The organism is Tamlana sp. s12 (assembly GCF_016767215.1).
GTDB classification, from domain to species: domain Bacteria; phylum Bacteroidota; class Bacteroidia; order Flavobacteriales; family Flavobacteriaceae; genus Pseudotamlana; species Pseudotamlana agarivorans.
The window spans coordinates 344,230-368,836 of record NZ_CP068547.1 but is presented as its reverse complement, the minus strand read 5'-3'; the positions used below and the strand labels follow the sequence as shown (position 1 = coordinate 368,836).

General features: G+C 37.0%; 17 protein-coding genes and 1 tRNA gene. 7 read left to right on the top strand and 11 right to left on the bottom strand.

From position 1 onward, the window contains the following. Positions 1-16 precede the first annotated feature (16 nt). The 6 genes from rsmA to JJL45_RS01530 all read right to left on the bottom strand — a co-directional run bounded on the left by rsmA (position 17) and on the right by JJL45_RS01530 (position 7,121). Positions 17-811, bottom strand: a complete 795-nt coding sequence (gene rsmA / locus JJL45_RS01555; RefSeq protein ID WP_068601159.1) for a 16S rRNA (adenine(1518)-N(6)/adenine(1519)-N(6))-dimethyltransferase RsmA — start codon at positions 809-811, stop codon at positions 17-19. A gap of 55 nt (positions 812-866) precedes the next feature. Continuing rightward, the gene (locus JJL45_RS01550; RefSeq protein WP_068601161.1) at positions 867-1,190 is read right to left on the bottom strand and encodes a DUF4286 family protein; all 324 of its coding nucleotides are present in this window, start codon (positions 1,188-1,190) and stop codon (positions 867-869) included. A 37-nt stretch (positions 1,191-1,227) separates the two neighbouring features. Next, positions 1,228-3,003 (bottom strand): tetratricopeptide repeat protein, encoded by a 1,776-nt coding sequence (locus JJL45_RS01545; RefSeq protein WP_068601163.1) that lies wholly within the window; start codon positions 3,001-3,003, stop codon positions 1,228-1,230. Between the two features lie 534 nt (positions 3,004-3,537). Further along, the gene (serS, locus tag JJL45_RS01540) at positions 3,538-4,809 is read right to left on the bottom strand and encodes a serine--tRNA ligase (protein ID WP_068601165.1); all 1,272 of its coding nucleotides are present in this window, start codon (positions 4,807-4,809) and stop codon (positions 3,538-3,540) included. A 73-nt stretch (positions 4,810-4,882) separates the two neighbouring features. Continuing rightward, entirely contained in the window at positions 4,883-6,193 is a 1,311-nt protein-coding gene (locus JJL45_RS01535; protein ID WP_068601167.1) for an HTTM domain-containing protein, read from the bottom strand. Beyond that, entirely contained in the window at positions 6,183-7,121 is a 939-nt protein-coding gene (locus JJL45_RS01530) for a bifunctional riboflavin kinase/FAD synthetase (RefSeq protein WP_068601169.1), read from the bottom strand. The genes JJL45_RS01535 and JJL45_RS01530 overlap by 11 nt, the downstream gene beginning before the upstream one ends. A 71-nt stretch (positions 7,122-7,192) precedes the next feature. On the opposite strand from JJL45_RS01530, the gene JJL45_RS01525 reads away from it, so the two are divergent. Together JJL45_RS01525 and JJL45_RS01520 are read left to right on the top strand one after the other, a co-directional pair. Further along, entirely contained in the window at positions 7,193-9,889 is a 2,697-nt protein-coding gene (locus JJL45_RS01525; RefSeq protein ID WP_068601171.1) for a reprolysin-like metallopeptidase, read from the top strand. 104 nt (positions 9,890-9,993) lie between these two features. After that, complete coding sequence (locus tag JJL45_RS01520) at positions 9,994-10,317, top strand: HNH endonuclease (RefSeq protein ID WP_068601174.1); 324 nt, start codon at positions 9,994-9,996, stop codon at positions 10,315-10,317. Positions 10,318-10,331: 14 nt separating this feature from the next. Here the strand turns inward: JJL45_RS01520 and pth are convergent, their stop codons facing one another. The 3 genes from pth to JJL45_RS01505 all read right to left on the bottom strand — a co-directional run bounded on the left by pth (position 10,332) and on the right by JJL45_RS01505 (position 12,664). Beyond that, the gene (pth, locus tag JJL45_RS01515; RefSeq protein WP_068601176.1) at positions 10,332-10,958 is read right to left on the bottom strand and encodes an aminoacyl-tRNA hydrolase; all 627 of its coding nucleotides are present in this window, start codon (positions 10,956-10,958) and stop codon (positions 10,332-10,334) included. A gap of 74 nt (positions 10,959-11,032) precedes the next feature. Then, the gene (locus JJL45_RS01510; protein ID WP_068601177.1) at positions 11,033-11,656 is read right to left on the bottom strand and encodes a 50S ribosomal protein L25/general stress protein Ctc; all 624 of its coding nucleotides are present in this window, start codon (positions 11,654-11,656) and stop codon (positions 11,033-11,035) included. 66 nt (positions 11,657-11,722) lie between these two features. Beyond that, positions 11,723-12,664: a ribose-phosphate pyrophosphokinase gene (locus tag JJL45_RS01505; RefSeq protein WP_067145000.1), complete on the bottom strand. Its 942-nt coding sequence runs from the start codon at positions 12,662-12,664 to the stop codon at positions 11,723-11,725. Between the two features lie 145 nt (positions 12,665-12,809). Here JJL45_RS01505 and JJL45_RS01500 point away from each other — a divergent pair. The 5 genes from JJL45_RS01500 (at position 12,810) to JJL45_RS01480 (ending at position 19,216) form a co-directional block, all read left to right on the top strand. Further along, positions 12,810-12,889 (top strand) — tRNA-Leu (locus JJL45_RS01500). Positions 12,890-12,985: 96 nt separating this feature from the next. Then, complete coding sequence (locus JJL45_RS01495; protein WP_068601180.1) at positions 12,986-13,324, top strand: hypothetical protein; 339 nt, start codon at positions 12,986-12,988, stop codon at positions 13,322-13,324. Between the two features lie 443 nt (positions 13,325-13,767). Continuing rightward, on the top strand, positions 13,768-15,981 hold the full coding sequence (locus JJL45_RS01490) for a beta-glucosidase family protein (protein WP_068601182.1): 2,214 nt from the start codon (positions 13,768-13,770) through the stop codon (positions 15,979-15,981). 80 nt (positions 15,982-16,061) lie between these two features. Continuing rightward, entirely contained in the window at positions 16,062-16,958 is an 897-nt protein-coding gene (locus tag JJL45_RS01485) for an SMP-30/gluconolactonase/LRE family protein (RefSeq protein ID WP_068601744.1), read from the top strand. A gap of 11 nt (positions 16,959-16,969) precedes the next feature. Next, a complete protein-coding gene (locus JJL45_RS01480) occupies positions 16,970-19,216 on the top strand; it encodes a glycoside hydrolase family 3 N-terminal domain-containing protein (RefSeq protein WP_082935831.1) in 2,247 nt (748 codons plus the stop codon). Positions 19,217-19,785: 569 nt separating this feature from the next. Here JJL45_RS01480 and JJL45_RS01475 read toward each other — a convergent pair. After that, positions 19,786-21,324: a RagB/SusD family nutrient uptake outer membrane protein gene (locus tag JJL45_RS01475; RefSeq protein ID WP_068601184.1), complete on the bottom strand. Its 1,539-nt coding sequence runs from the start codon at positions 21,322-21,324 to the stop codon at positions 19,786-19,788. A 20-nt stretch (positions 21,325-21,344) separates the two neighbouring features. Further along, on the bottom strand, positions 21,345-24,371 hold the full coding sequence (locus JJL45_RS01470; protein ID WP_068601186.1) for a SusC/RagA family TonB-linked outer membrane protein: 3,027 nt from the start codon (positions 24,369-24,371) through the stop codon (positions 21,345-21,347). Positions 24,372-24,607: the final 236 nt, after the last annotated feature.

Genomic DNA, 24,607 nt, shown 5'->3' with positions numbered 1-24,607 from the left:
AGGGGTTTTAGGCGGTTTAAACGTCGTTTTCAATCAATTGGGTGAGGGCAATAAAGTCTTCAACACGCAATTGTTCTGGTCGCTGGCCAAATATAGGGTTTGCTTTTAAATTATCGGATATGTTGAATGTTTTTAAACTGTTACGAAGTGTTTTTCGTCGTTGCTGAAAGGCTGTTTTTACCGTTTTAAAAAACAATTTCTCATCACAGAGCAATGTGTAATTCTCTTTTCGAATTAATCTTAATACCCCAGAATCGACTTTTGGTGGCGGATTAAAAACGTTTGGTGGCACGGTAAACAAATATTCAGCATGGTAGAAAGCCTGTGTTAACACCGAAAGTATGCCGTACACTTTGCTGCCTTCTTTGGAGCAAATACGTTGTGCGACTTCTTTTTGAAACATGCCCGAAAACTCTGGAATTTGATCGCGCATTTCAAGCGTTTTAAATACTATTTGCGTAGAAATATTATATGGGAAGTTTCCAATAATAGCAAAGGGCTCGCCTTTAAAAACATCGTTTAAGTCGAACTTTAAAAAATCCTTTTCAATAATGCGCGGAGCAAGATTTAAGTAGTTGGCCTGTAAATAGGCTACCGATTCGGTGTCAATCTCAATAACATAAGTAGTAAGATCTTTTTTTAGGAGATACTTTGTAAGTACGCCCATGCCTGGCCCTATTTCCAAAACCGTTTTGTATCGCTCTAAAGTGAGCGTATTGGCAATCTTTTCGGCAACAGATTCATCATTTAGAAAATGCTGACCTAAATGTTTTTTTGCTTTTACTTGATGTTGATTTTGATGGTGTGCCACGAATTCGGATTTATAATTAGTAAAAAGCTCTTACGACCTGCGATGCAAAGCTACGTTATTTAAAGTTTACGGTATACTCGTCTACTATTTGTAGCTCGGTTTTGAAGGTCAGCATTTTATCGGCAAACTGTTTCAAAGCTTCTAATTGAAATTTTTCAGCATCATCGCGATAAAAAGCATCTAAAGCTTCACGCGAATAGCTTCTGTATTGCACAGAATAGGTTTGTCCGCCTAGCTCTTCTTCAACCAAAACCTTCGTTAAAGTGGCTTTTTCAAACTTTCCGGTCGATAAAACCTTTGGGATGTGTGCTTTTATCCAAACGAGCCATTCATCATGAACGGCATCATCAACATTCATGGTTTCGTTATATATGTACATGTTGTATGTTTTTTGTAATCTGTTTTGTTTTTAGAAACTAGTTAATCGCATCGCCGCGTAAAGCTCTAAATCGTTTTCTGGATTCTACGAAAAAAATACTATCGGCATGATTAAAAATGATTTTTTCGTATAATGCTTTGGCTTTCTCGGGCTGGTTAAGCTGATTTTCATAAATTTTTGCTAGATGAAAATAAGCGTCGTCAATTAACAAACCATCTCTGTAATTTGTAATAATAGCTTCGTAATTATGCTGTGCTTTGTCGTATTGTTCTTCTATTTCAAACAATTGGGCTTGTTTGTATAAAGCTTGGGCTACGATAGGTTCGGTTTTATGCGCTTCTAAAATATTATTTAATAAGGAAATGGCTTCGTCATTTCTGTTTTGATAAGCCAATAAATCGGCTTTAGCATAGATTTTTAAAGCTGTTTGAAGGGAATCTTCATATTTATTATCACTAATAAGAAGTTTTAAATCTAAGGCATCGTTGGCGGTGAGTTGCGAGGTTGAAGATTTTAATATTTTCAGTTGAGATTCGGCCCATTTAAAATCACCTTTGTAATAACTGGCTTTTGCCACTTTAAAACGCGCTTCTTGCGATATGGTACTGTTTTTTAAATTACGCTGAATTTGTGAATAATAAATTAAGGCCTTGTTGAATTTTTCCTGAAGCACCAATACATCACCCAACTTAAGTTTAACTTGTGCTTGTTCTAATTTTGATAAGGGTGCTTTTAAAACATCTTCTAAGAAACTAACGGCTTCATCAGTTTCGTTAAGGTAAAAGGCTAGAAAATTGGCGTACGAAATTTGTAAATCCAGAGTTCTATCATTATTAGGGTATTCCGATAAAAGCGTTTGGTAATCAGATTTTATACGATCATAGTCGCCTTTTTTACTATTTTTCACCTCTAACTCTAGCAGGTTAAAATGTGCATCTAATTTGGTGTCGTTGCTTGTTGAGGTGTCAATAATATATTGGTAAATATCTTTGGCGATGTCACTATCTTCGTCGTTTGCAGCAATTTTAGCCAGTTCAAAAATGCGATAAAGACTTTGTTGATCTCTATTATAAATCGCCTTCTCTTGAATAAAAGCCTTGTTGTATTCCTTTTGCTGAATAAACAACCAGCTTAGCAGGGAGTTCCAAAGTGTTTTTGGGTCTTGCTGCATTTTTTTTAACAAGATTTTTTTGAATAGGATGTTGTTTTCATTTGAAGCATCCTCACTAATAAAATCATTGATGGCGCGTTTGATGTCGCTTACTGCAGAAGGGTTGTTTTCAGCATAATCGATATAACTGGTGAACATTTTGTCGAGTAAACCTTGCTCGCCATAAATTTGAGCCAATTGTACGCTAAAATTAAAGTTTGGGTTTAAGGTCATGGCTTTTTCATAAGCCTGAGCAGCTTCATCCAAAAGCGAATGGGTTTGAAATGCACGCGCTATGGCAAATACTTGGGTAGGCTGATTGTCTAAAGCCAATAGCGCCTTTTGATAATACGATTCAGCCGTGTTTTGATCCTTTTTAAGCTGATAATTATAACCCATTTCAACCAAAAAGGCAGGATAATGCACCCGTTTCATGATGCCTTCTAAAAAAGCATGGGTTTCATCATACTGTTCCAATTGTTGTTGTGCACTAACAATTTGATTGATGTAATTGATGTTTGAAGGTGACTTATCGTAAAGCTTTTTATAAGCAATTAGCGCTTTTTCGTATTCCCCATTTTTGTAATATTCCTTAGCTAAAATATCTTCCTGCGCAACTAATGAAGCGCTAAGCAGTAGAAATAAAATTAGGAATCTTCTCATGGGGTAAAGATAAGCAATGTGCCTTGTTGTATTTATGCGAATTAGCAATTTTTAAGCTTTGAGGCCTATTAACGTGTAGGGTAGGGATAAAAAAATGCCCGAATTTTATTCGGGCATTTACCAATCAAAATAATTTGTATTGCTACTATTAAATTAAACACTCGATTGGGGACAGTCTTTAAGCCCTTGTTTGTGCAAGAAAGACTTTATTATTAAACTTTGAAATAATAAACACAACAGTTACTACTTACCAGCAATCTTGGTTGTCTTATCTATCGATTTTGTGGATTCAAAACCTGATGACAACAATTGACTTGCAAAAACAATGAGGGCAATTAATAGCCCAAGGCGTATTAAGTTTTTCATGTTTGAAAGATTGAGAGGGGTTAGCAAGGCTAACTTGAAGAATTTTATTGTAAAACACAAAAAAACCACACACTTATCGTTGAATGACGTTTTCAGAGTGTGGTTTATCGATAATTTGTTAAAAATCCTATCTTATTCGTAGTCTTTTACTTGGCGCTAAGCGTCGACTTAGTTTATTATTTTAAACCCCGTATAAGATTGAAGTGCTTCTGGAATAACAATCCCTTCTGGAGTTTGACAGTTTTCTAAAATACCTGCAAGAACACGTGGAAGAGCTAAAGAGCTTCCATTCAGTGTATGCGCTAATTCGTTTTTACCATCGCTGTTTTTAAAACGTAGTTTTAAACGATTGGCTTGAAAAGTTTCAAAGTTTGATACCGACGATATTTCCAACCAACGGTCCTGGGCTGTAGAGAACAATTCAAAATCGTAAGTTAGTGCAGAGGTAAATCCTAAATCGGCACCACATAAACGTAAAATACGGTATGGTAATTTAAGATCTTCTAAAATTGATTTCACATGATTTACCATGCCGTCTAAAGCCTCGTAAGACTTGCTTGGGTGTTCTACACGAATAATTTCAACTTTATCAAATTGGTGTAAACGGTTTAAACCTCTTACATGGGCACCGTAGCTTCCTGCTTCACGACGAAAACATGGTGTGTAACCAGTAATTCCGATAGGTAAATCGCTTTCATTTAAAACCACATCTCTAAAAATGTTGGTTCCAGGAACTTCAGCGGTTGGGATTAAATATAAGTTGTCTTCAGTGATGTGGTACATTTGCCCTTCTTTATCTGGCAATTGCCCAGTTCCAAAACCTGAAGCTTCGTTTACTACGTGTGGTAACTGATATTCTGTATAGCCTGCAGCCGTATTTTTGTCTAAAAAGTAAGCAATTAAAGCACGTTGTAAACGCGCACCTTTTCCTTTATAAACAGGGAAACCTGCACCTGCAATTTTATTTCCTAATTCGAAATCAATAATATCGTATTTCTTTGCTAATTCCCAATGAGGTAAAGCACCTTCATGTAAAGTTGGTACTTCTCCAGCTTTAAAAACCTCCTCATTGTCATCTTCAGAAACACCTCGAGGTACAATCTCATTTGGGACATTTGGGATTTTGTACAACAATTCATTTAAAGCATCGGCTTTGGCATTTAGCAATTCCGAAAGTTCTTTAGATGTTTCTTTTAGTAAGCTTGTTTTTGCCTTTAATTCGTTGGCTTTTTCGGCTTGACCAGATTTAAATAAGTTTCCTATTTCTTTGGAAAGGGTGTTGGATTCGGCTAAGGTATTGTCTAATTCTGCTTGTAAACGACGTCTGTCTTCATCAAAAGTAATAACATCTTCAACCAATTGAACCGCATTAAGATTTCTCTTTGCTAAACGCTCAACTACCAATTCTTTGTTTTCTCTAATAAAAGGAACTTGTAACATGTTGTAAAAATTTAAGCTGCAAATTTAGGGAATTACGAAGAATTCTAAACGAAAGCACTCACGAATTTTACGATTACTTAACAGGTAATAGCCATGGGCTGTGTTTAAAGACTTCCCAAGGTTGGTTGGCGATGTCGATATCAGGATTAACAAGGGTTTGGTAAGCTTTGCCATTCACGCTTACTTGGCAATCTACATACACCCCAATATCCATTCCCGAAGATTTATAATGGGATTTAAGATATTGCGAAAATTGCCAAATGACATCGGGTTTAGCACTGGCGGTTCGAACTTGCTTTCGTGTTAAATGGTCGCGAAGATTCACTTTTATTCGTTTGCCATTGGCTTTGTTTTCAATCCAATAGGTGGTTCTTGCACGTTTCGTTCTAAGCATCATGCGCCAGGATAAACGATGACCTTCTTCCGTCCATAGGACATCGCTAGCAATAAAATGATGACGAAGTGGTAGGCCTATCTGTATGATGAAATAGATGAAGAAAATGGTTAAAAAAATCGGTTTGTAATTAGGAACAATGATTTCCGAGGCATCGTAATGAGGTTTTTTCTTTAAAAAGATTTTTTGAATGACTTCTGAAGGAAAAAAGAACAAGGTGAAAGCCAAGGATAAATAAGGGAAAATGCCAATTTGAAATACAAACGAGTTAAAAAGATGAAATATGATTGAAGCGGCAAAAGCATATTTTCGAGTTGGTTTGAAAAGTAGAAGCGGTACAATAAGGCCGTCAAATAAAATACCGCCATAGGCTAAAAAATACTGCACGCCTTTTTGTTGCAGTAATTCGCCAACAAGCATATAATTACGCTTTCCAAACATAAGGATTTCCATGGCCGTGGCATCCAGCCAGTCGGGGTATAATTTCGCTATGGATGCATAGGTGTAAACAATAAATAATTGTAAAATAATAACAATGCGACACCATTGCGGCATGCTGTAGCTTTGGAGTTTTGGGTTTAATTTAGCATCTACCGAGGCATAGGTGTTTGCAGGAAGAAACACCATGAGACTGCTAATAAGGATTAGCAAATAATAGTGGTTGTTATACGACGATTTTTGCATTAAGTAGGTCGCTGTCCACATGAGTGTAAAACAAATCATGCTTAATCGGTACTTGTACCCAACCATAATAAGTAAGCCAAAAACGCCCATAATGGCGTAATAATAATACATGCCATCGCCAGGAAGTGGTTGTAACCACTCGAATCCTATAAAATTAAAAGTAAAATTGGGTTCGACTAAGGTACGTCTAATCCATCCAGTGAAAATAGCGCCTACGGTTTCTAAAAAGCAAAGAGCTCCGAAAATTATTCGAAAAACAATTAAAGCCGAGTTGTCTATATGTTTAAAAAACCACTTATTCAGCATGGTGTTCGGCGATGTATTCAAGTGCAGTTTTGCGGTCTATAATGAGTTGCTGTGTGAGAACTTCAACCGAATCGAATTTTTCTTCGTCTCGTAAGCGGTGTAAAAATTCAATTTTTATAGTTTCACCATAAAGGTTCATGTCAAAATCGAAAAAGTGTACTTCAACCGATTGTTTTTTGCCGTTTACTGTAGGGTTGGTGCCAATATTCATCATACCAAAAACCGTTTTTCCGTTTATAGATGAACGAACGATATAGGAGCCCTGTTTGGGGATGATTTTATAATCGGCCGTCAGTTTAAGGTTTGCTGTTGGGAAGCTTAATTGTTTTCCTAAGCCTTTACCTTTGGTTACTTCACCCGAAAGCATAAAGGGATACCCTAAATAAGCGTTGGCTTTTATAATATCGCCTTCTTCTAAAGCCTTTCTGATTTTAGTTGAACTTACCGAAACATCGTTAATATCTTGTGCCGATATTTCTTCAACTTCAAATCCGTAGGTTTTACCATAAGCTTTTAGGTCATTAATGTCGGCATTTCTGTTTCTACCAAAACGGTGGTCGTAGCCAATAATAACCTTTTTAGCGTTTATTTTATCTACTAAAATGTCTTTAACAAAGTCTTCGGCAGAAATTCGAGAAAATTCTTTGGTGAAATTTTTAATGATTAAATAATCCAAGCCTAAAGCGTCTAAAATATCATGACGCTCCTCGATGGTGTTTATCAATTTGATGTTAGCATCTTTTTGTAAAACCATCCGCGGATGCGGGAAAAAGGTAAGAATAACAGATTTTAAACCCTCTTGTTTGCCTGTTGTTATTAAGCGTTTTATTATTTTTTGATGACCGATATGAACGCCGTCAAAAGTACCAATAGTAACAACTGCTGGCTCAACAGAATGATACGTTTCTATATTTTTAACTTTTCGCATTTAATGAATTAAAACCTAATACTTATAGTTTTGCTATATTTGAGATTAAAATATAGCTCCAAAAATTGTTTATGAAAACAAAACTACATTATGTTTTAACAACCGCAATACTTTTGTTTGCATTTTCAGCTGTTGCTCAAACTAATTTTTTTGTTAAAGTTGGTGATAGTAAATCGTTACAGAAGGGTAGATTAACTAAAAACCAAGGTAAAGGCACTTATTATCAATTTGATTATACAGCCTTAACAGAAACTTTAGCGGTAACATCAAAAGTTTCGAGTTCATCGAAATCGTCTGGGGTTATTTTGAGTTTTCCTAGTAAAAATGGTGCTTTTGAGCGTTTTCAAGTTCAGGAAGCTTCAGTTTTACATCCCGAATTACAAGCCAAATACCCAGAAATTAAATCGTTTGTAGCCCAAAGTTTAGAGGATCCCCATGTGCGTATGCGTTTTAGTTTGTCGCCGTATAACGGACTTTCAGCCGTGGTTTTTGGTTATGATAAAACGCTTGTTTATCAGCCTGTAAAAAATAATCTTGATGAAATATTAGTGACTTCAAAGTCTAATGTTCTTGAAAATGTTTTTCTAAACTGTGGTAATTTAGACGGCGATTTGGGAAAAGTTTCAAAATTAGCGGCTCAAAAAGATGCTAACGATGGTATTAATCGTAAATATAGAATCGCTATTTCTGTCACTGGCGAGTATGCTCAAGCCAATGGCGGCACGATGGCATCGGTAAACGCCGAAATAAATGCGACTTTAACACAAGTCAATGCCGTTTTTGAAAATGATTTTAATGTGTCGTTGGAGTTGATTGCAGGAAACGATGCTGTTGTTTATTTAAATCCGAATACCGATCCTTATACTTCTTTAGGGAGTTATAATCAGCAATTAGCAAATACTTTAGATAGCGTTATTCAAGAGGCCAATTACGATGTTGGTCATCTTTTTGGTGGTATAAATGATGCCAATGGCAATGGTACGGGAGATGCTGGGTGTTTAGGTTGTGTGTGTAATAACGGCGGATCCTATGCCGCAAAAAATCATAAAGGGTCAGGGTTTTCTACCAGTTCGAATCCGAGTGGTGTTAATTTTGCAATAAATTATGTTGCCCATGAGGTAGGTCATCAATTTGGAGCCACGCACACCTGGTCTCATAATGGTAATGAAGGCTATAATTCACAAATGGAACCCGGAGGAGGTTCAACTATTATGAGCTATGCAGGTATTACGGGATCCTATAATTTACAACGTAATAGCGATCCTTATTTTCATGCGATTTCCATTCAAGAAGTTACAAGCGTTGTAATAGCTACCAGCTGCGCAACTGAAACCGATACTGGAAATAGCACACCGATTGTTGATGCTGGTGATGACTTAACGCTTCCTATTGGAACCCCTTTCATGTTAAAGGCCACAGCCAGCGATGCCGATGGAGATACCCTTAGTTATTGCTGGGAGCAATTTGATGAAAATAATGCAGCAACAACCTACCCAGATCCTAATTCTACCGATTCTAATAGTATCTTATTCCGATCGTATTTGCCAAGTGTTGAGGATACAAGATACTTTCCTAATCTTTCCGATTTAAGGTTTGGTTTTAATGCCACACAATGGGAAAAAGTGCCCAATGTGGCTCGATCAGCCGATTTTAGATTAACCGTAAGAGACCAAAGGGTTGGTGGTGGTAGTAATAGTCATGATGATATGCGTGTTACTTTTGACGCTAGTTACGGACCTTTTGAAGTAACCTCTCAGAATACTGAAGGTGTTTCATGGACGGCAGGGACTACCGAAACTATAACTTGGCGCGTGAATAACACCAATAATATGAGTGGTGCCTCACAGGTTAATATTCTATTGTCTACCGATGGAGGTATGACTTATAATCTAATTTTGGCTTCCAATGTGCCAAATAGCGGGTCGCACACCTTGGTGGTTCCCGATACGCCTGCACCGTATTGCAGGGTAATGATTGTACCTACAAATCATCAGTTTTTTAGCATCAACACCCATGATTTTACTATAAATTACGAAGTAGAGACCCAGTGTAACCAATATGCTTCGGGGTCTAATTTAGGGATACATATTACTGATAACGGTAAGGCTTATACCCAAAGTCATACCATTAATATTGGAGCCTCTAAAACCATTTCTGATTTAAATATTGGTGTGAATATTACCCACGATTATATTGGCGATTTAGAATTTTCAGTAGTGAGTCCTAGCGGAACAGAAGTGATGCTTAAAAATCACCAAGATTGTAGTGATGAGGTTAATATATTAGGGCTGTATGATGATGAAGCTGAACCTTATATCTGTTCCAATTCGGGAGCAGGTTTGTCTTTTCAGCCACAATTTGAATTGTTATCACAATTTGATGGTGAAAATATTTCAGGAGATTGGACGATTCGATTAGGTGATTTTGAAGCTGGTGATGCTGGCACCTTAAATTCCTGGTTTATTGAAGTATGCGATACTACCGAAACGGCATTGGATAGTCCTGAGAATCCTAATAAAAATGAGAGTTTAGTTGTATTTCCTAATCCGAGTTACGGCGACTTTATTTTAAAAATGTACAACCCCTCTCAGAATAACATTGAGATTCGCGTGATAGATATTAACAATAGATTGGTGTATCAAGAAACACTGGAAGGATTAACTAATTTAGAACATGAATTAGATTTAAACCAGTTGAAGTCAGGTATGTATTTTTTAACGGTTTCAAATTCGGAAAAAAACTTTACCAAAAAACTTGTTATTAGATAGTTTATTAATTAGACCTATGGAAATACCGAAATTTCATGAGACTTTCCTTTTCCTGTTTTAAAAAAGTGGTTGTCAAAGAATTTTTGATATTGTATAATTGAGATATGGCGAATAAATGGGGGATTCCTATAGAAGTTGAAGAATTGGTTTTATTGAGAGATAAATCCTGTGTTTACTGTGGAGTAGCTTTTACTAAAAATGATACTTCTAGAAAAACAAAACAATCGTGGGAACACATTGTAAATGATATTAGAATAAATCAGGCTAATAATATCGCTCTATGTTGTGTATCATGTAATGCTAGTAAGGGTGCAAAATTATTGGAAGATTGGTTGAATACCAATTACTGTAAAAACAAAGGAATCAGTAAGCAGTTAGTAGCCCCTGTTGTAAGAGAGGCGATTGATAATCCTCCTAAATTGAAATAATACCTTTTAAAGGTTTATTTTCCGTTAAAGCTGTTCATAGTATTATTAATACCTGCTAATCCGAAAGATTTAATAAGTTCCATAGATTTATCTAGGCGTTCTTTTAGCTGATTGCTTTCTTCAGGTGTCCATTCACCAAGAACATAATCTACTTGACTCCCTTTAGAAAAAGCATCGCTTATACCAAATCGGAAGCGGTTATATTTTGTGGTGTTTAGTTTTTCTTGTGTGTCCTTTAATCCGTTGTGTCCGCCATCACTACCCTTAGTTTTAACACGAATGCTACCAAAGGGTAAGTTTAAATCGTCTGTAATAACTAATAAGTTTTCTAAAGGAATTTTTTCTTTTGTTAACCAATATAAAATGGCTTTTCCGCTTAAATTCATATAGGTATTCGGTTTCAGGAAAATAAAGGTTCTTCCTTTTAACTTATAAGTGCAGATATCACCTAGTTTTTGAGTTTCAAAAGTTAGAGCTTCTTTATCAGCTAAGAAATCTAAAATCTTAAAGCCAATATTATGGCGTGTATTTTCATATTTATCACCAATATTTCCTAAACCTACGATTAAAAATTTTTTCATGGGATCTGTTTCTTCTACAAGGGGATTATTCTTAATAAAGTATTTTAAAAACGGCCACATAAACGTTTTTATGTAAAAATAAAAAAAGCATCCTGATGTATCAGGATGCTTTTAAATAAGTTATAGAATAGAATTTATTCTTGAGTTGCTTCAGCAGCTGCTTCTGCACCTTCTTCAACATCTTCATCCTCATCATCAACATCTGCAACAGCAGTTCTAGATGTTCTAACTTGACAAACTACAGTGTTGTTAGTGTGTAAGAATGTGTAATCATCGTTTAATAGATCACTTACAGATACTTTATCACCAATTTTAAGTGGTGTAATATCGATTTCGATAAAATCTGGTAAGTTAGCAGGAAGTGCTTTAATACGTAATTTACGGTTGTTTCTTCTTAAAACACCACCGTTTTTAACACCTCTAGAGTTACCTACTAATTGTACAGGAATGTTAAGAGCGATTTCTTTATCTTCAAATAATTGGTAGAAATCGATGTGTAAAATTCTGTCTGTTACAGGGTGAAATTGAATGTCTTGTAAAACAGCATTTAAAGTTTCACCGTTGTCTAAATTAATCACAACTGTATGCGCATTAGGCGTGTATACAAGTTTAGAGAAAGCTAATTCTGGTGCAGAGAAATGCACTGGTTTATCTCCTCCGTATAATACGCAAGGAACCTGACCAGCATTACGTAAGGCTTTTGTTGCTTTTTTGCCTACGCTTTCTCTTTGAGATCCGTCGATTGTAATTGATTTCATTTGTTATATATATTAATTAAAAAATTCTTTTTTAGTGTTCAGGTCTCCTTTGTGGAGATAGAACCTTTACATTACAAAATTTGAACTTATAGATTGGTTGTTATGAACCTTTTCCATAACCTGAGCAAATAAATTGGCACAGCTTAAAACTCTAATCTTGTCGCTTAAAGGCTTTACAGGAATAGAATCGGTTACTATTAATTCTTCTAATTTTGAGTTATTGATATTATCGTAAGCAGGTCCCGATAAAATAGGGTGCGTACAAATAGCTCTTACGCTTAATGCACCACGCTCCATCATTAAATCGGCTGCTTTAGTTAATGTTCCAGCGGTATCTACCATATCATCTACTAAAACAACATTTTTACCAGTAACATCACCAATAAGCTCCATGTGAGAAATCACATTGGCTTTAGCACGTTGCTTGTAGCAAATAACAACATCGCTCGATAAAGCTTTAGAGTATGCATAAGCACGTTTAGAACCTCCCATATCTGGAGATGCTATAGTTAAATTTGGTAAATTTAATTCTTGTAAGTATGGTAAAAATATAGTCGATGCAAATAAGTGGTCTACCGGTTTTTCGAAGAACCCTTGAATTTGATCGGCGTGTAAATCCATAGTAATAATACGGGTGGCTCCTGCAGCTTCCAACATTTTAGCTACTAATTTTGCTGCAATTGGCACACGAGGTTTGTCTTTTCTATCCTGTCTTGCCCAACCGAAATAAGGTAAAACAGCGGTAATGTGTCTTGCTGATGCACGTTTTGCAGCATCAATCATTAATAACATTTCCATTAAGTTTTCGGCACCAGGATTGGTAGAACCAATAATGAAAATCCTTGTACCACGAATAGACTCTTCGTATGACGGTTGAAACTCACCATCGCTATAAGTAGACGTTATAACATTTCCTAATTCTGCTCCAAAGGCTTTAGCAATGTTTTCTCCTAAAGCTTTACTTTGGGTACATGCAAAAATTTTTGCTTCTGTGATTACAATTGGCATAGTTAACTTGTTGTTTTAGAGTGTTTAAACGCTACCTGGTTTTTAACGAGGTGCAAATTTATGGATTTATTTTTACCTAAAAAGCATATTGCGCGGTATTTTTATGATTAATTATGGAAAAAATATATATTTTTGCAGTCCATTTGCTCAAGTGGTGGAATTGGTAGACACGTCGGATTCAAAATCCGATTCTTCGGAGTGCGGGTTCGATTCCCGCCTTGAGTACAATTTTAACCGTAATAGCTTTAGTTGTTACGGTTTTTTTATGCCTTACTTTTTGGTATAGCGCATCAATAAGATTAACCAACTTAACCAACCAAAATGAGAATTATTAAAATTGCTTTTATGTTTTTTGCTGTATCCATGCTCACAAATTGTGCATCAGGTTACAAGGAGATTCAGTTGAAATCCATTAATTATATTTCTAAAAATGAGGATTCAGACATTATTTTAGAGTATAAATATGATTTACTTGATAAAAAATATGCTAAAAAAGAAACCAAAAGAGGTGTCAAACTTGTTGCTGTTAGAATAACCAACAACTCCGAAAAAGATATCATTTTCGGTAGAGATGTCAAATTAGGTTATGTTAACGGACACGAACTTTACGTTATGGATAACAATAAAGTTTATAAGACGCTGAAGCAAAGCCCGGCCTGATTGGCATAGAAGCTGATTCCTATGAGGCGTTAACTCTTACAGTGCAATAGTTAGAAAACGTAACCTCAGTTTAATTAATTCAACCTCTTTTTTTATTCTTAATATATTGAACTTGAGATTTTATATTTTAATTATTGAGTTGATCGGCTTCTGAATTTTTTGGAATTAATTCTGAATCACAAAATACTCAACCTTATAACCCCTCCCAAACTTCAATAAATTCATGCTGCAAATTTGGGGCATGCAACAGATTTTCTCCACATAATTGTTATTCCTACTTAGCGAAAGCCCTTCCTAGTCTAGTAAAACAAGCATTTGCAACAAATGTTTTACAAGGTGCTGTATTTGTTTTAAAGTTATTTTCCATTTCTAGATAGTTTTATTTTCTCAAACCAACTCAAAAATTGCGTTCTGCATTTTGGCTTAAAAAGTTTAACTATTTTATGAAAAAGAAATTTCCATGCCTCTTGATATTAGGAATTGTGCTGCTCCTAGCTTCCTGTACTTCAAAAAAAGAGAAAGAAAAGAGTCCTACAACAAACGTTAATCAAGACATAGAAGCTAAAATCGATAGTATTTTACCATTGTTAACTTTGGAAGAAAAGGTCGATTTATGTCATGCGCAATCTAAATTCAGTACTAAAGGTGTTGCTCGATTGGGGATTCCAGAAATATGGATGTCTGATGGTCCGCATGGCGTTCGTGCTGAAATTAGTTGGGATTCTTGGGATTATGCCGGTTGGACGAATGATTCTATTACCGCTTTTCCCGCATTAACTTGTTTGGCAGCAACTTTTAACCCTGATTTGGCAGGTGAATTTGGTTTTAATTTAGGTGAAGAAGCTAGATACCGCAAAAAAGATGTCTTACTTGGTCCGGGAGTAAACATTTACCGAACGCCGTTTAACGGAAGGAACTTTGAATATTTGGGTGAAGATCCCTTTTTAGCATCTACCATGGTAGTGCCTTATATTCAAGGGGTGCAAAAAAATGGCGTGGCCGCCTGTGTGAAGCATTTTGCTTTAAATAATCAAGAACATTGGCGCGATGTCGTGAATGTAGAAGTGAGTGACAGAGCGCTTTATGAAATATATTTACCAGCTTTTAAAGCCGCCGTACAGGAAGGGAATTCTTGGGCCATCATGGGAGCCTACAATAAATTTAGAGGACAATACACTACGCATCACGAATTGCTAACCAACAAAATATTAAAACGCGATTGGGGATTTGATGGGGTTGTTGTTAGCGATTGGAGTTCTGCACACAGCACACTCGAAGCCGCGAACAATGGACTGGATATTGAGATGGGAACCGGAACCGATGGTTTGGGAACCACAACTGAAAATCACTACCAACATTATTATCTGGCCAATCCTTTTTTAGAGAAACTAAAAAGTGGTGAAATTTCAGAAGCTGTTCTAAACGATAAAGTAAAACGTGTTTTAAGATTACGGTTTAGAACCAATATGAAAGATGATCGCCCTCTGGGAAGTTTAAACACTCCGGAACATCACGAAGTGGCTAGAAAAGTGGCAACCGAAGGAATTGTATTGCTTAAAAATGACGATAATTTCTTTCCTATAGAAGATAAAAAAGGACTTACCATAGCTGTTATTGGTGAAAATGCCACACGCTCAATGACTGCCGGTGGAGGGTCTTCAGAATTGAAACCTCAATTTGAAATTTCACCTTTAGAGGGGATTAAAGCACGTTTCAAAAAAGCGAAAGTGATTCATACGATGGGCTACGAAACAGGGATTTCAGAATATGATGTGGTACATCCACCAAAATTAAACCAAGATTCGCTTAAAGCGGAAGCCATCAAAATAGCAAAAATGGCAGATGTGGTGTTGTTTGTGGGCGGACTAAATAAAAGTCACTTACAAGATAGTGAAGGGGACGACAGACAACAATACGGTTTGCCTTTCGGACAAGAAGCCCTTATTAATGATATCAGTCATGTGAATGAAAACCTTGGGTTTATACTTTTAACAGGAAATGCTGTGGCCATGCCTTGGTTAGATCAAGTGAAGGGTTTGATAGAGTCTTGGTATTTGGGTAGTATGGCGGGCCATGCCATTGCCGACGTGGTTAGTGGTGATGTCAACCCATCCGGGAAATTGCCGTTTTCCTTTCCGAAGCAGTTGGAGGATAATGCGGCGCATGCCTTTGGAGAAACCTCATATCCTGGGGTAGATATGACTCAGCATTACAAAGAGGATATTCTAGTAGGGTACCGATGGCATGATACAAAAAATATCGAACCATTGTACGCCTTTGGTTTTGGCTTGTCATATACCAATTTCAAGCTGGAAAATATTTCTTCCGATAAGGAAAACTACACGAAAAACGATCATATTAAAATAAAAACAGAGGTTTCAAATACAGGAAATATGGCTGGTGCCGAAGTGGTACAAGTATATGTTGGTAAAAAGGATTCCAAAGTAGACCGCGCTTTAAAAGAATTGAAAGGTTTTACTAAAGTGTCCCTCGATGAAGGGGAAAACAAATCGGTAACCATAGAAATTCCTGTTGAAAAATTAGCTTTTTATAATGAAGAGCAATCCGATTGGGAAATTGAAACCGGCGATTACCAAATTTATGTAGGGAACGCTTCTAATCATATTTCGGAAACTTTAAAAATCACTGTGAAGTAATGCTGAAAATTCTGAAGCCCCTCGTGTACTTGTTGGTTAGTTTTTGTGTTTTTGGTTGTAAAACAGAAAAAAATAAGGATTTGGATACAAATCTTAAAGCGGATTTGGTCTATAACATCCATGCGCAATTGGGTGAAGGGGCGCTTTGGAATTGTAAAACCCAAGAATTGTATTGGGTGGATATTGAAAACAAGACCTTGAACATTTACGATCCAAAAACGAAAACGAATACCGTTTTTAAAACCAAATCGCGCATAGGAACCGTCGTGCCTGTGTCTGAAAGTGAAGCATTAGTAGCGCTAGAAGATGGGGTGTACATTTTGAATTTGAATTCCGGAACCACTAACAGGTTTGTTAACATGGAAAACGAATTAGTAGGCAGCCGATTAAACGACGGGAAATGTGATCCTTCCGGACGTTTTTGGGTTGGGTCTATGCACTTAAATCAAGAGACTGGAAAGGCTAATTTATATTGTTTAAATGGTCGTGGGGAACTTGAAGAAAAGCTGACCAATAGAACCATTTCTAACGGTATTGTTTGGACTTCAAACAAGAAAACCATGTATTACATTGATACCCCAACTTCACAGATTAAGGCTTATGATTACGACGATGCCACTGCTACTATTTCTAACGAACGTGTTGTTGTTGAAATTCCGGTAGATTTTGGTTTTCCCGATGGGATGACTATCGATGAAGAAGACATGCTTTGGGTGGGGATGTGGAATGGTAATGGCGTGATACGCTTCAATCCTAAAACAGGAAAAGCAATTCAAAAAATAGAAGTCCCCGCTCATAATGTCACCTCATGTGCTTTTGGAGGTGAAAACTTAGATGTGCTATATATCACCACCGCTTCGGTAGATATGACTGCTGAAGAAATACTAAAATATCCGCATGCTGGTTCCTTGTTTTCGGTGGTTCCTGGAGTAAAAGGCGTGTGCGCTAATTTTTTTAATAAACCCACTAATTACTAATCTCAAAACTTATGAAAAAGATAGTTTTTCTTTTATGTATACTAAGTGTCTTTTTGTTTTCATACACAAAAAAAACATCGATTAATAGCAACAATGAAGATCGATTTGTAAACGACTTGTTGGCCAAAATGACCTTAGAAGAAAAAATTGGACAAACCAATTTAAGAGGTACTTCGAGTATGACAAAAGCCTTACCCGAAGACCTAAAAAGAGCCGTTCGAAACGGAGAAATCGGGGCTTTTTTAAATATCTCTAATTTAGATTATGTCGATGAGCTACAACGCATTGCCGTAGAGGAGAGTCCGAATAAAATCCCATTAATTTTTAGTCGCGATGTTATTCATGGCTTTAAAACTGTTTTTCCTATTCCTTTAGGTATTGCGGCTTCCTGGGATACCGAAGTGGCTAAAAAATCTTCCGAAATTGCAGCTTTTGAAGCCTCAGCTATGGGCATTCGTTGGACTTTTGCTCCTATGTTAGATATTGCCAGAGATAGCCGTTGGGGACGTATTGCAGAATCGCCAGGAGAAGATCCTTATTTGGCTAGTCTTTTAGGGAAAGCTTATGTGGAAGGTTTTCAAGGAGATGATTTAAGTAATCCCACTAGCATAGCGGCTTGTGCTAAGCACTATATTGCCTATGGAGCAGCTATTGGCGGTAGAGATTATAACACCGTAAACCTTAGTGAACCTTTGCTGCGTAACGTGTATTTACCTCCTTTTGAAGCCGCTATCGATGCTGGAGCGGCAACGGTAATGGCGTCCTTTAATGAAATAAACGGGATACCGGCCTCAGGAAATGCCTTTTTACTAAAAGAGGTGCTTCGTGACGAATTAAAGTTTGATGGTTTTGTGGTGAGTGATTGGGATTCTACTGAAGAAATGATCGCTCACGGATTTGCAAAAGATAAAAAGCATGCCGCAGAACTTTCTGCTAATGCGGGGATGGACATGGAGATGAATAGCACGTGTTATGCAGATAATTTAAAGCAACTTATTAAAGAAGGTAAATTTTCTGAAACAGAACTGAATACCTTTGTTAAAAACATTCTGCGTATTAAATACCGATTGGGCTTGTTTGAAAAGCCGTATCGTGATAAATCCCATACAGGAAATTATTATGCCGAAGCTCATATGCAGGAAGCAAAAAAAGCAGCTATTAAAAGCTCGGTTTTATTAAAAAATGAAGGCATTTTACCTTTGGATAAAAATACGAAAGTCGCTTTAATTGGTCCGCTAGCCCATGCGCCACATGAGCAGTTAGGTACTTGGACTTTTGATGGCGAAAAGGAACACACTATCACACCAGTTGATGCTTTTAAAGCAGCCAAGGTAAATATCAATTTTGCAGCGGGTTTTACGCACAGTAGAGATCGATCAGATAAGGGGTTTCAAGAAGCGATTCAGGCAGCAAAGGCTTCCGATGTGATTTTGTTTTTTGGGGGTGAAGAGGCTATTCTTTCTGGGGAAGCTCATAGTCGTGCTTACATCAATCTGCCCGGTGCACAAGAGGCTTTAATCCACGAATTAGCAAAATTAAATAAGCCTATTGTTTTAGTGATTATGGCAGGTAGACCCATTTCAGTGTCTAACATTATGGATAAAACTGATGCGATTTTAATGGCATGGCACCCTGGAACTATGGGAGGCGAAGCGCTTTATGATATGATTTACGGAGTTGCGGAGCCTCAAGGGCGTTTGCCGGTATCGTGGCCTAAAACTGCTGGACAGCTGCCTTATTTTTACAATCATAAAAATACCGGAAGGCCTGCATCAGCTGAAGAATTTATTGAAATGGATTCTATTCCAATTCACGCATGGCAAAGCTCCTTAGGGAATGATTCACATTATTTAGATGTTGGTTTTACCCCACAATATCCCTTTGGCTACGGCCTTGGGTATTCCAAGTTTCGTTATGAAAACTTGTCGATTTCTAAAGATACCATTGGTTTTAATGAAAAAATAACCATCAAAGCAAGAATTACCAATGTTGGTGAAAGGGCAAGTACCGACTTGGTGCAATTATATATTCAAGATGTGGTTGGGAGTATTACAAGACCTGTTAGAGAATTGAAACGCTTTGAACATGTGTATTTAAAACCTGGTGAATCTAAAGAGGTTCGTTTTTCAATAAGTTCTAAAGATATAGAGTTCGTAAATCATAAAATGATTAAAGCTGCCGAAGCAGGAGATTTTAATGTGTGGATTGGTGAAAATGCAGCTTCTGGGTTAAAAACGGCATTCTATTTAAAGGAGTAGTTTTATTTTATTCATACAAGAATTTATTTTTTTGTTGTTTTAGTTTATGGTAATTAAGGTGGGGTTAAACCTGCCTTAATTTTTTTATGCGCTTTAGTTTGAGGAGAAAGCTATGGTTTTCTATGAATCAATAGGATTTATGATTCGTTTTGCCCTTTAATTTGATCAAGGAAAACTTAATTTGGAAGATAGTATATAAGACTCGGTGTAATGGTAATGATATTTTATTCTAGTAGGATGGTTTGGTAGGAGTTGTAAAAGCCTTACAGAGGCTTAAATAGGGGTAAAAGGAGGTTATTTCCGCTGAATAATCAACTTATTTTAAGTGAAATGGGCTCTTTTTTTGTAGGGTTGTTATCGAAATAAAAAAGAAACAGGAGGAGGATAATGTAACTATAAAATGACTGAAACGTCATGTTCGTATTATACAAGTTCGTCTATCTCCTTTTGACTTCACTGAATGGAAGTTGCCACTCGTAACAAAGTCATGGATAAAAAAATAAGGCAGCAAGAAAAGTATTCCAGCTGCCTTATAAACAAACAAACTAAACCAATTAATTATGTTTTAACTAGTAACCAGGGTTCTGGTCACTTTCATCTAATTCTGAATTTTTCTCTATTTCTGTAATCGGAATGGGGAATAAGTCATTTTTAGACGTATAACCTGTGCCTGCTAATTCTGTTGCAGCTAAATTCCAACGCACTAAATCCCAAAAACGTTGGCCTTCAAAAGCGAGTTCTAGGTATTTTTCATTAACAATAGCATCAAAAAGAGCGTCGCCTGAAACCGAAGGATCGATATCACCTATACCAGCTCTATTTCTTACTTTATTTAATTCCGTTCTAGCCGCATCATCTTGTCCAAGTTTTTGATAGGCTTCAGCAGCTAGTAATAATACTTCCGCGTAGCGCAATAATCTGTAATTGGTGCTATAATTTAATTCTCTAACACCATCAGGACTGGTATCTTCTGCTTTGGTGGCGTATTTTATTCTAATGGAACCTTCATAGTCCCAAATGGTGCCACCTGTAGCGGCACCAGCATTTACAGCACCACCAGCTGCAATAAGTTCAGCTTCAGTCATTAGAGAGGCTGCTTTTCTTTTAGTGTCTCCAGCATTTTCGAAAGCAGTGGCTAGTTTTGCTGTTGGCAAGTTAAAGCCCCAGCCATTAATTAAATCGGTGCCAGTAAGATCAAAAATACCATCGCCACGAGGCCCCATCAACTGGATGTGAATATTACTTTCGTTTCTTCCGCCCCAGTTAAAATTACCCCAGTCTCTTTGGGTGGTCGATATAAAGCCTAATTCAAACAAGGACTCGATACCAAACTCGTGGTCAATGCTCCAAACATCTTCTGGGTTAGGTTCTAAATCGTGCGCTGAGTTAGAAATAACACTGCTGAAGAATGGAATGGACTCAGCATATTTTTCTTGAAAAACTAAAACCTTGCCCATTAAGGCTTGCGCTGTTCCTTTTGAGGCTCTAAAATCATCAGTTGCCGATTTGTCTGGAAGCGAAGCTATAGCATCGTTTAAATCGGATTCGATTTGAATGTATATGTCCTGACGTGTTGATTTTGGAATTCCAAATTCATCGGCTTGAGAAGGAATGGTTAATCGCATAGGTACATCTCCAAACATGGTAGTCAGTTCAAAATAGCACCAGGCTCTAAGGAATTTTGCTTCGGCTAAGGCGGTGTCTTTATTACTTAGGCTACTGTCTTTAATGTTTTCGATAACCAGATTAGACAGGGCAATGGTTCGGTAATACAAATCCCAAATACTGGCAATAGAAGCGTTTGAAGAGGATACGTCTGTATAATCATCAATATCCTGTAATTGCTGTTGGTCACCAGAATTTCCTCCTGCTGCATTGCAATCATCACCAGGAAGTAGTTTTACAAAAAATGCGCTACTCCAGTCTTTACTGTAGTTGTGTTGCATTAAATCGTAAATACCTATTATAGCCGTTTCTACATTTTCTTCTTCAAGAAAATAGGTATCTAGGTCTTCTACATTTAATCTCGGATTGGTGGTAAAATCATCGCTACATGACACCATACCAATACAGATTATTGCTATAAGAGTTATAATTGTTTTTTTCATAAAAAGTTAATTTTTTAGTATTAAAAGTTTAGCGATAATCCGAACAAAAGCTTAGCAGCTGTTGGATAAAAACCTCTATCGACACCTATTGAATCGTAATTAAAGTTTCCAATTTCTGGATCTAAACCACTGTATTTTGTAAAGGTGAAATAATCGTCTAACGAGAGATAAAGTCTTAGGTTTTTAATTTTCAACTGACTTAAAAAGGCATCAGGCATGTTGTAACCTAGTTGAATTTGTCTGATTCGCATATACGAACCGTCTTCTACCACTAAATCGGTATCATAAGAATCAATTACATTGGCAGCTCCAGGATAACTTGCGTTATCACCAGGTTGTTGCCATCTGTCTTCATAAAAATGAATCGGTTTATTGGTGATTGGTCGAGATGGTTGGTGGTATACCGCTACGATATCGTTACCTGCAGTACCTTGAAATTGTAAATTAAAATCAAAAGCCTTGTACGCTAAGTGGATGTTTCCACCGTAAAGTAAGTCTGGATGCGGCGAACCAATGAAGGTCTTATCTGAATCGGTGATGGAACCATCATTATTTTTGTCAACTTTAATAACCTCACCAGTAGCCGAATCAATACCGTCCGTTTCAAACCCATAGAAATACCACGATGGCAAGCCTTCGGTAAATCGCGTAATACCATCGGCATTTTGAGGTGCTCCTGCTCCTACTAGGGATGCACCTTCTGGAACGAATAAAATTTCGGTAACTTCATTTTTAAGCGTCGAAAGGTTCGCACTTATACTATAGCTAAATCCGCTAGTGGTGGTGTCGCTAAAACCAAGCTCAAATTCAAAACCAGAGTTTTCAATGGTACCTGCATTAAATTCATTGGATAGAAATCCTGCAGATCCTGGTGTAATTAACGAGCCGTCTTCTACAATCGCATCTCTAGTGGTTTTTTTGTAGTAATCGGCCGTGAAAGAAAGTCTATTGCTTAGAGCTCTTAAGTCGATACCAACATCAAATTGTTCGGAGGTTTCCCATACTAAATTCGGGTTGGCATAACCGGTGATTTCTGCACCCTCGTTGCCTTCATAAATAATAGGAAGTTCGTTAACGATGTTGGTAATATAAGTTTTATCAGAATTACCTTTTAAGTTCGTTCGGCTACCATTTTGACCCCAACTTGCTCTAAATTTAAGATAGTTGAACCCAGCTTGTGTGTTCCAAAAGTTTTCATTTGAAATGATCCAACCTGCAGAGAATGAAGGGAAAACACCTGTTTTGTTATCTGTTGGGAATTTATCAGACTTATCCGATCTTACTGAAGCTTCAAAGAGGTATTTGTCGGCATAATCGTAAGAGAATCTACTGTAAAAAGACACCATATTATCATAATATGGATCAACAATATCTTGCTGTGTATTAAAACCCGGTAAGCTAAAATCCCATCCCGTAAAATCGGCAATAGCTACCGATCCACTGTTTTTTACAGGGGTGTTCACTTCTTGATCCTCGGCGGAATACCCTACCAGTAATTTCATGTTATGTGATCCCAAAGATTTTTCATAGGTTAGGAAGTTTTCCCACAACCATCTCGTGCTTTCTACTTCTTCATGTGAACCTGTATACGTGGTGTTTGCGGCTTCTGAAGACACATAATATGGAATAATGCGGGTTGTGGTTTTGGTGTCTTCTTGGTCAAGACCAAATCTTGAGGTTACCGACAGGCCTTTAGCTAAATTTAATTTTAAGTAAATAGAAGCCAAAAATTGGTCGCCATCATAATTGGTTTTGTCAATTTCATTAGCATAGGCTACTGGGTTTATAACTTCACCTGTTGAAAAAGCAGGGTAGCCGTAAACGTTTCCGGCGCCATTGGTTAATAAAGGTACACCATTGTTATTAGCATTATCGATAACCGATTGAGGTACTTGTCCGTTGGGATAGGTAACAGGGGTTAAAGGATCAATGATTAACATGTTTTGAATAACCCCTCTAGTATCGCTGTTTTCTTGAATCCCATTTCTATCGGATAGGGAATAAGTGGCGTTAAGTCCGATTTCAACAACCTTACCTAATTTACTTTTTAAATTGGTACGAAAGGTGGTTCTTGTAAAGTTAGAGTTTGATCTTCCAACGACACCATCTTGATCCAAGTGAGAAGCTGAAGCATAGTACATAAATTTCTCACTACCACCAGATACATTAAAATCGTAGCGTTGTAGCATGGCTGTTGAAAAGATTTCATCTACCCAATTGGTGTTGTAGCCATTATCGGTTACTGTTCCAATTCCGGCTTCGTTCATATAGGTTTCAAACCGCGAAGCATCCATTAACTCCATGCTCGTATTTACAAACTGTACACCTGTTTGACTGTTAAATGAAAATCTTAAATCGCCAGCACGACCACTTTTAGTATTTATAATGATCACCCCGTTAGCACCTTCGGTACCATAAATGGATGACGAAGCGGCATCTTTTAAAATTTCAATGTTTTCAATATCTGAAGGAGCAATATCTTCTATCGATGAGGTTTTCATACCATCCACGATGTAAAGGGGTTCGGAATTACCACTGGAACCAGCTCCACGAATTCTAATTTTCGCGCCAGCACCAGGTGCTCCTGAAGATGATGATACAGTAACACCAGAGGTTCGACCTTGAATGACTTGCTCCACTCTTTGGTCAGAAGAGGAACCAATACGTTCATTGTCTATACTGGAAATAGCGCCCGTAACCAAGCTCTTTTTCTTAGTACCGTAACCTACAACAACCACTTCATCCAGTACCGAAGTATCCTCAGCTAAAGTGACGTTTAAGGAGGTTTGCCCCGTATATTTTATTTTTTGTGATTCATAACCCACAAAGGAGAATACAAGGGTGCTTCCTGAACTGGTGTTTAATTCATAATTTCCGTCAAAATCTGTTACAGTTCCAATGGATGTTCCTTCAACGACAACATTCACTCCTGGTATAGGAAGTCCTGTTTTGTCGGAAACAGTTCCCGAAACTGATTGTGCATAAATGATACTGCCAAGTAATAAAAAGGCGGGAAGTATCAATTTTTTGAGTAATCTGTTTTTCATAAAGTTTAGCTAGTTTTTAAGTTATTACTATCCTTGTTTTAAAACACATATACAATGATGAAAAGAAGTAATGCTATAATGCATAGTATTAAAATGACTTCTCCTATCTTTTTGTATCTATTTGTTTTAAACATATCCCAAATGTTAAAAAATTATTAAATGAAAGATGTAACCTTTAAAGCATGTGTTAGAAATTTTGTAGCAAAAGCCTTTCGTGACCGGGGTTTGCGACATTT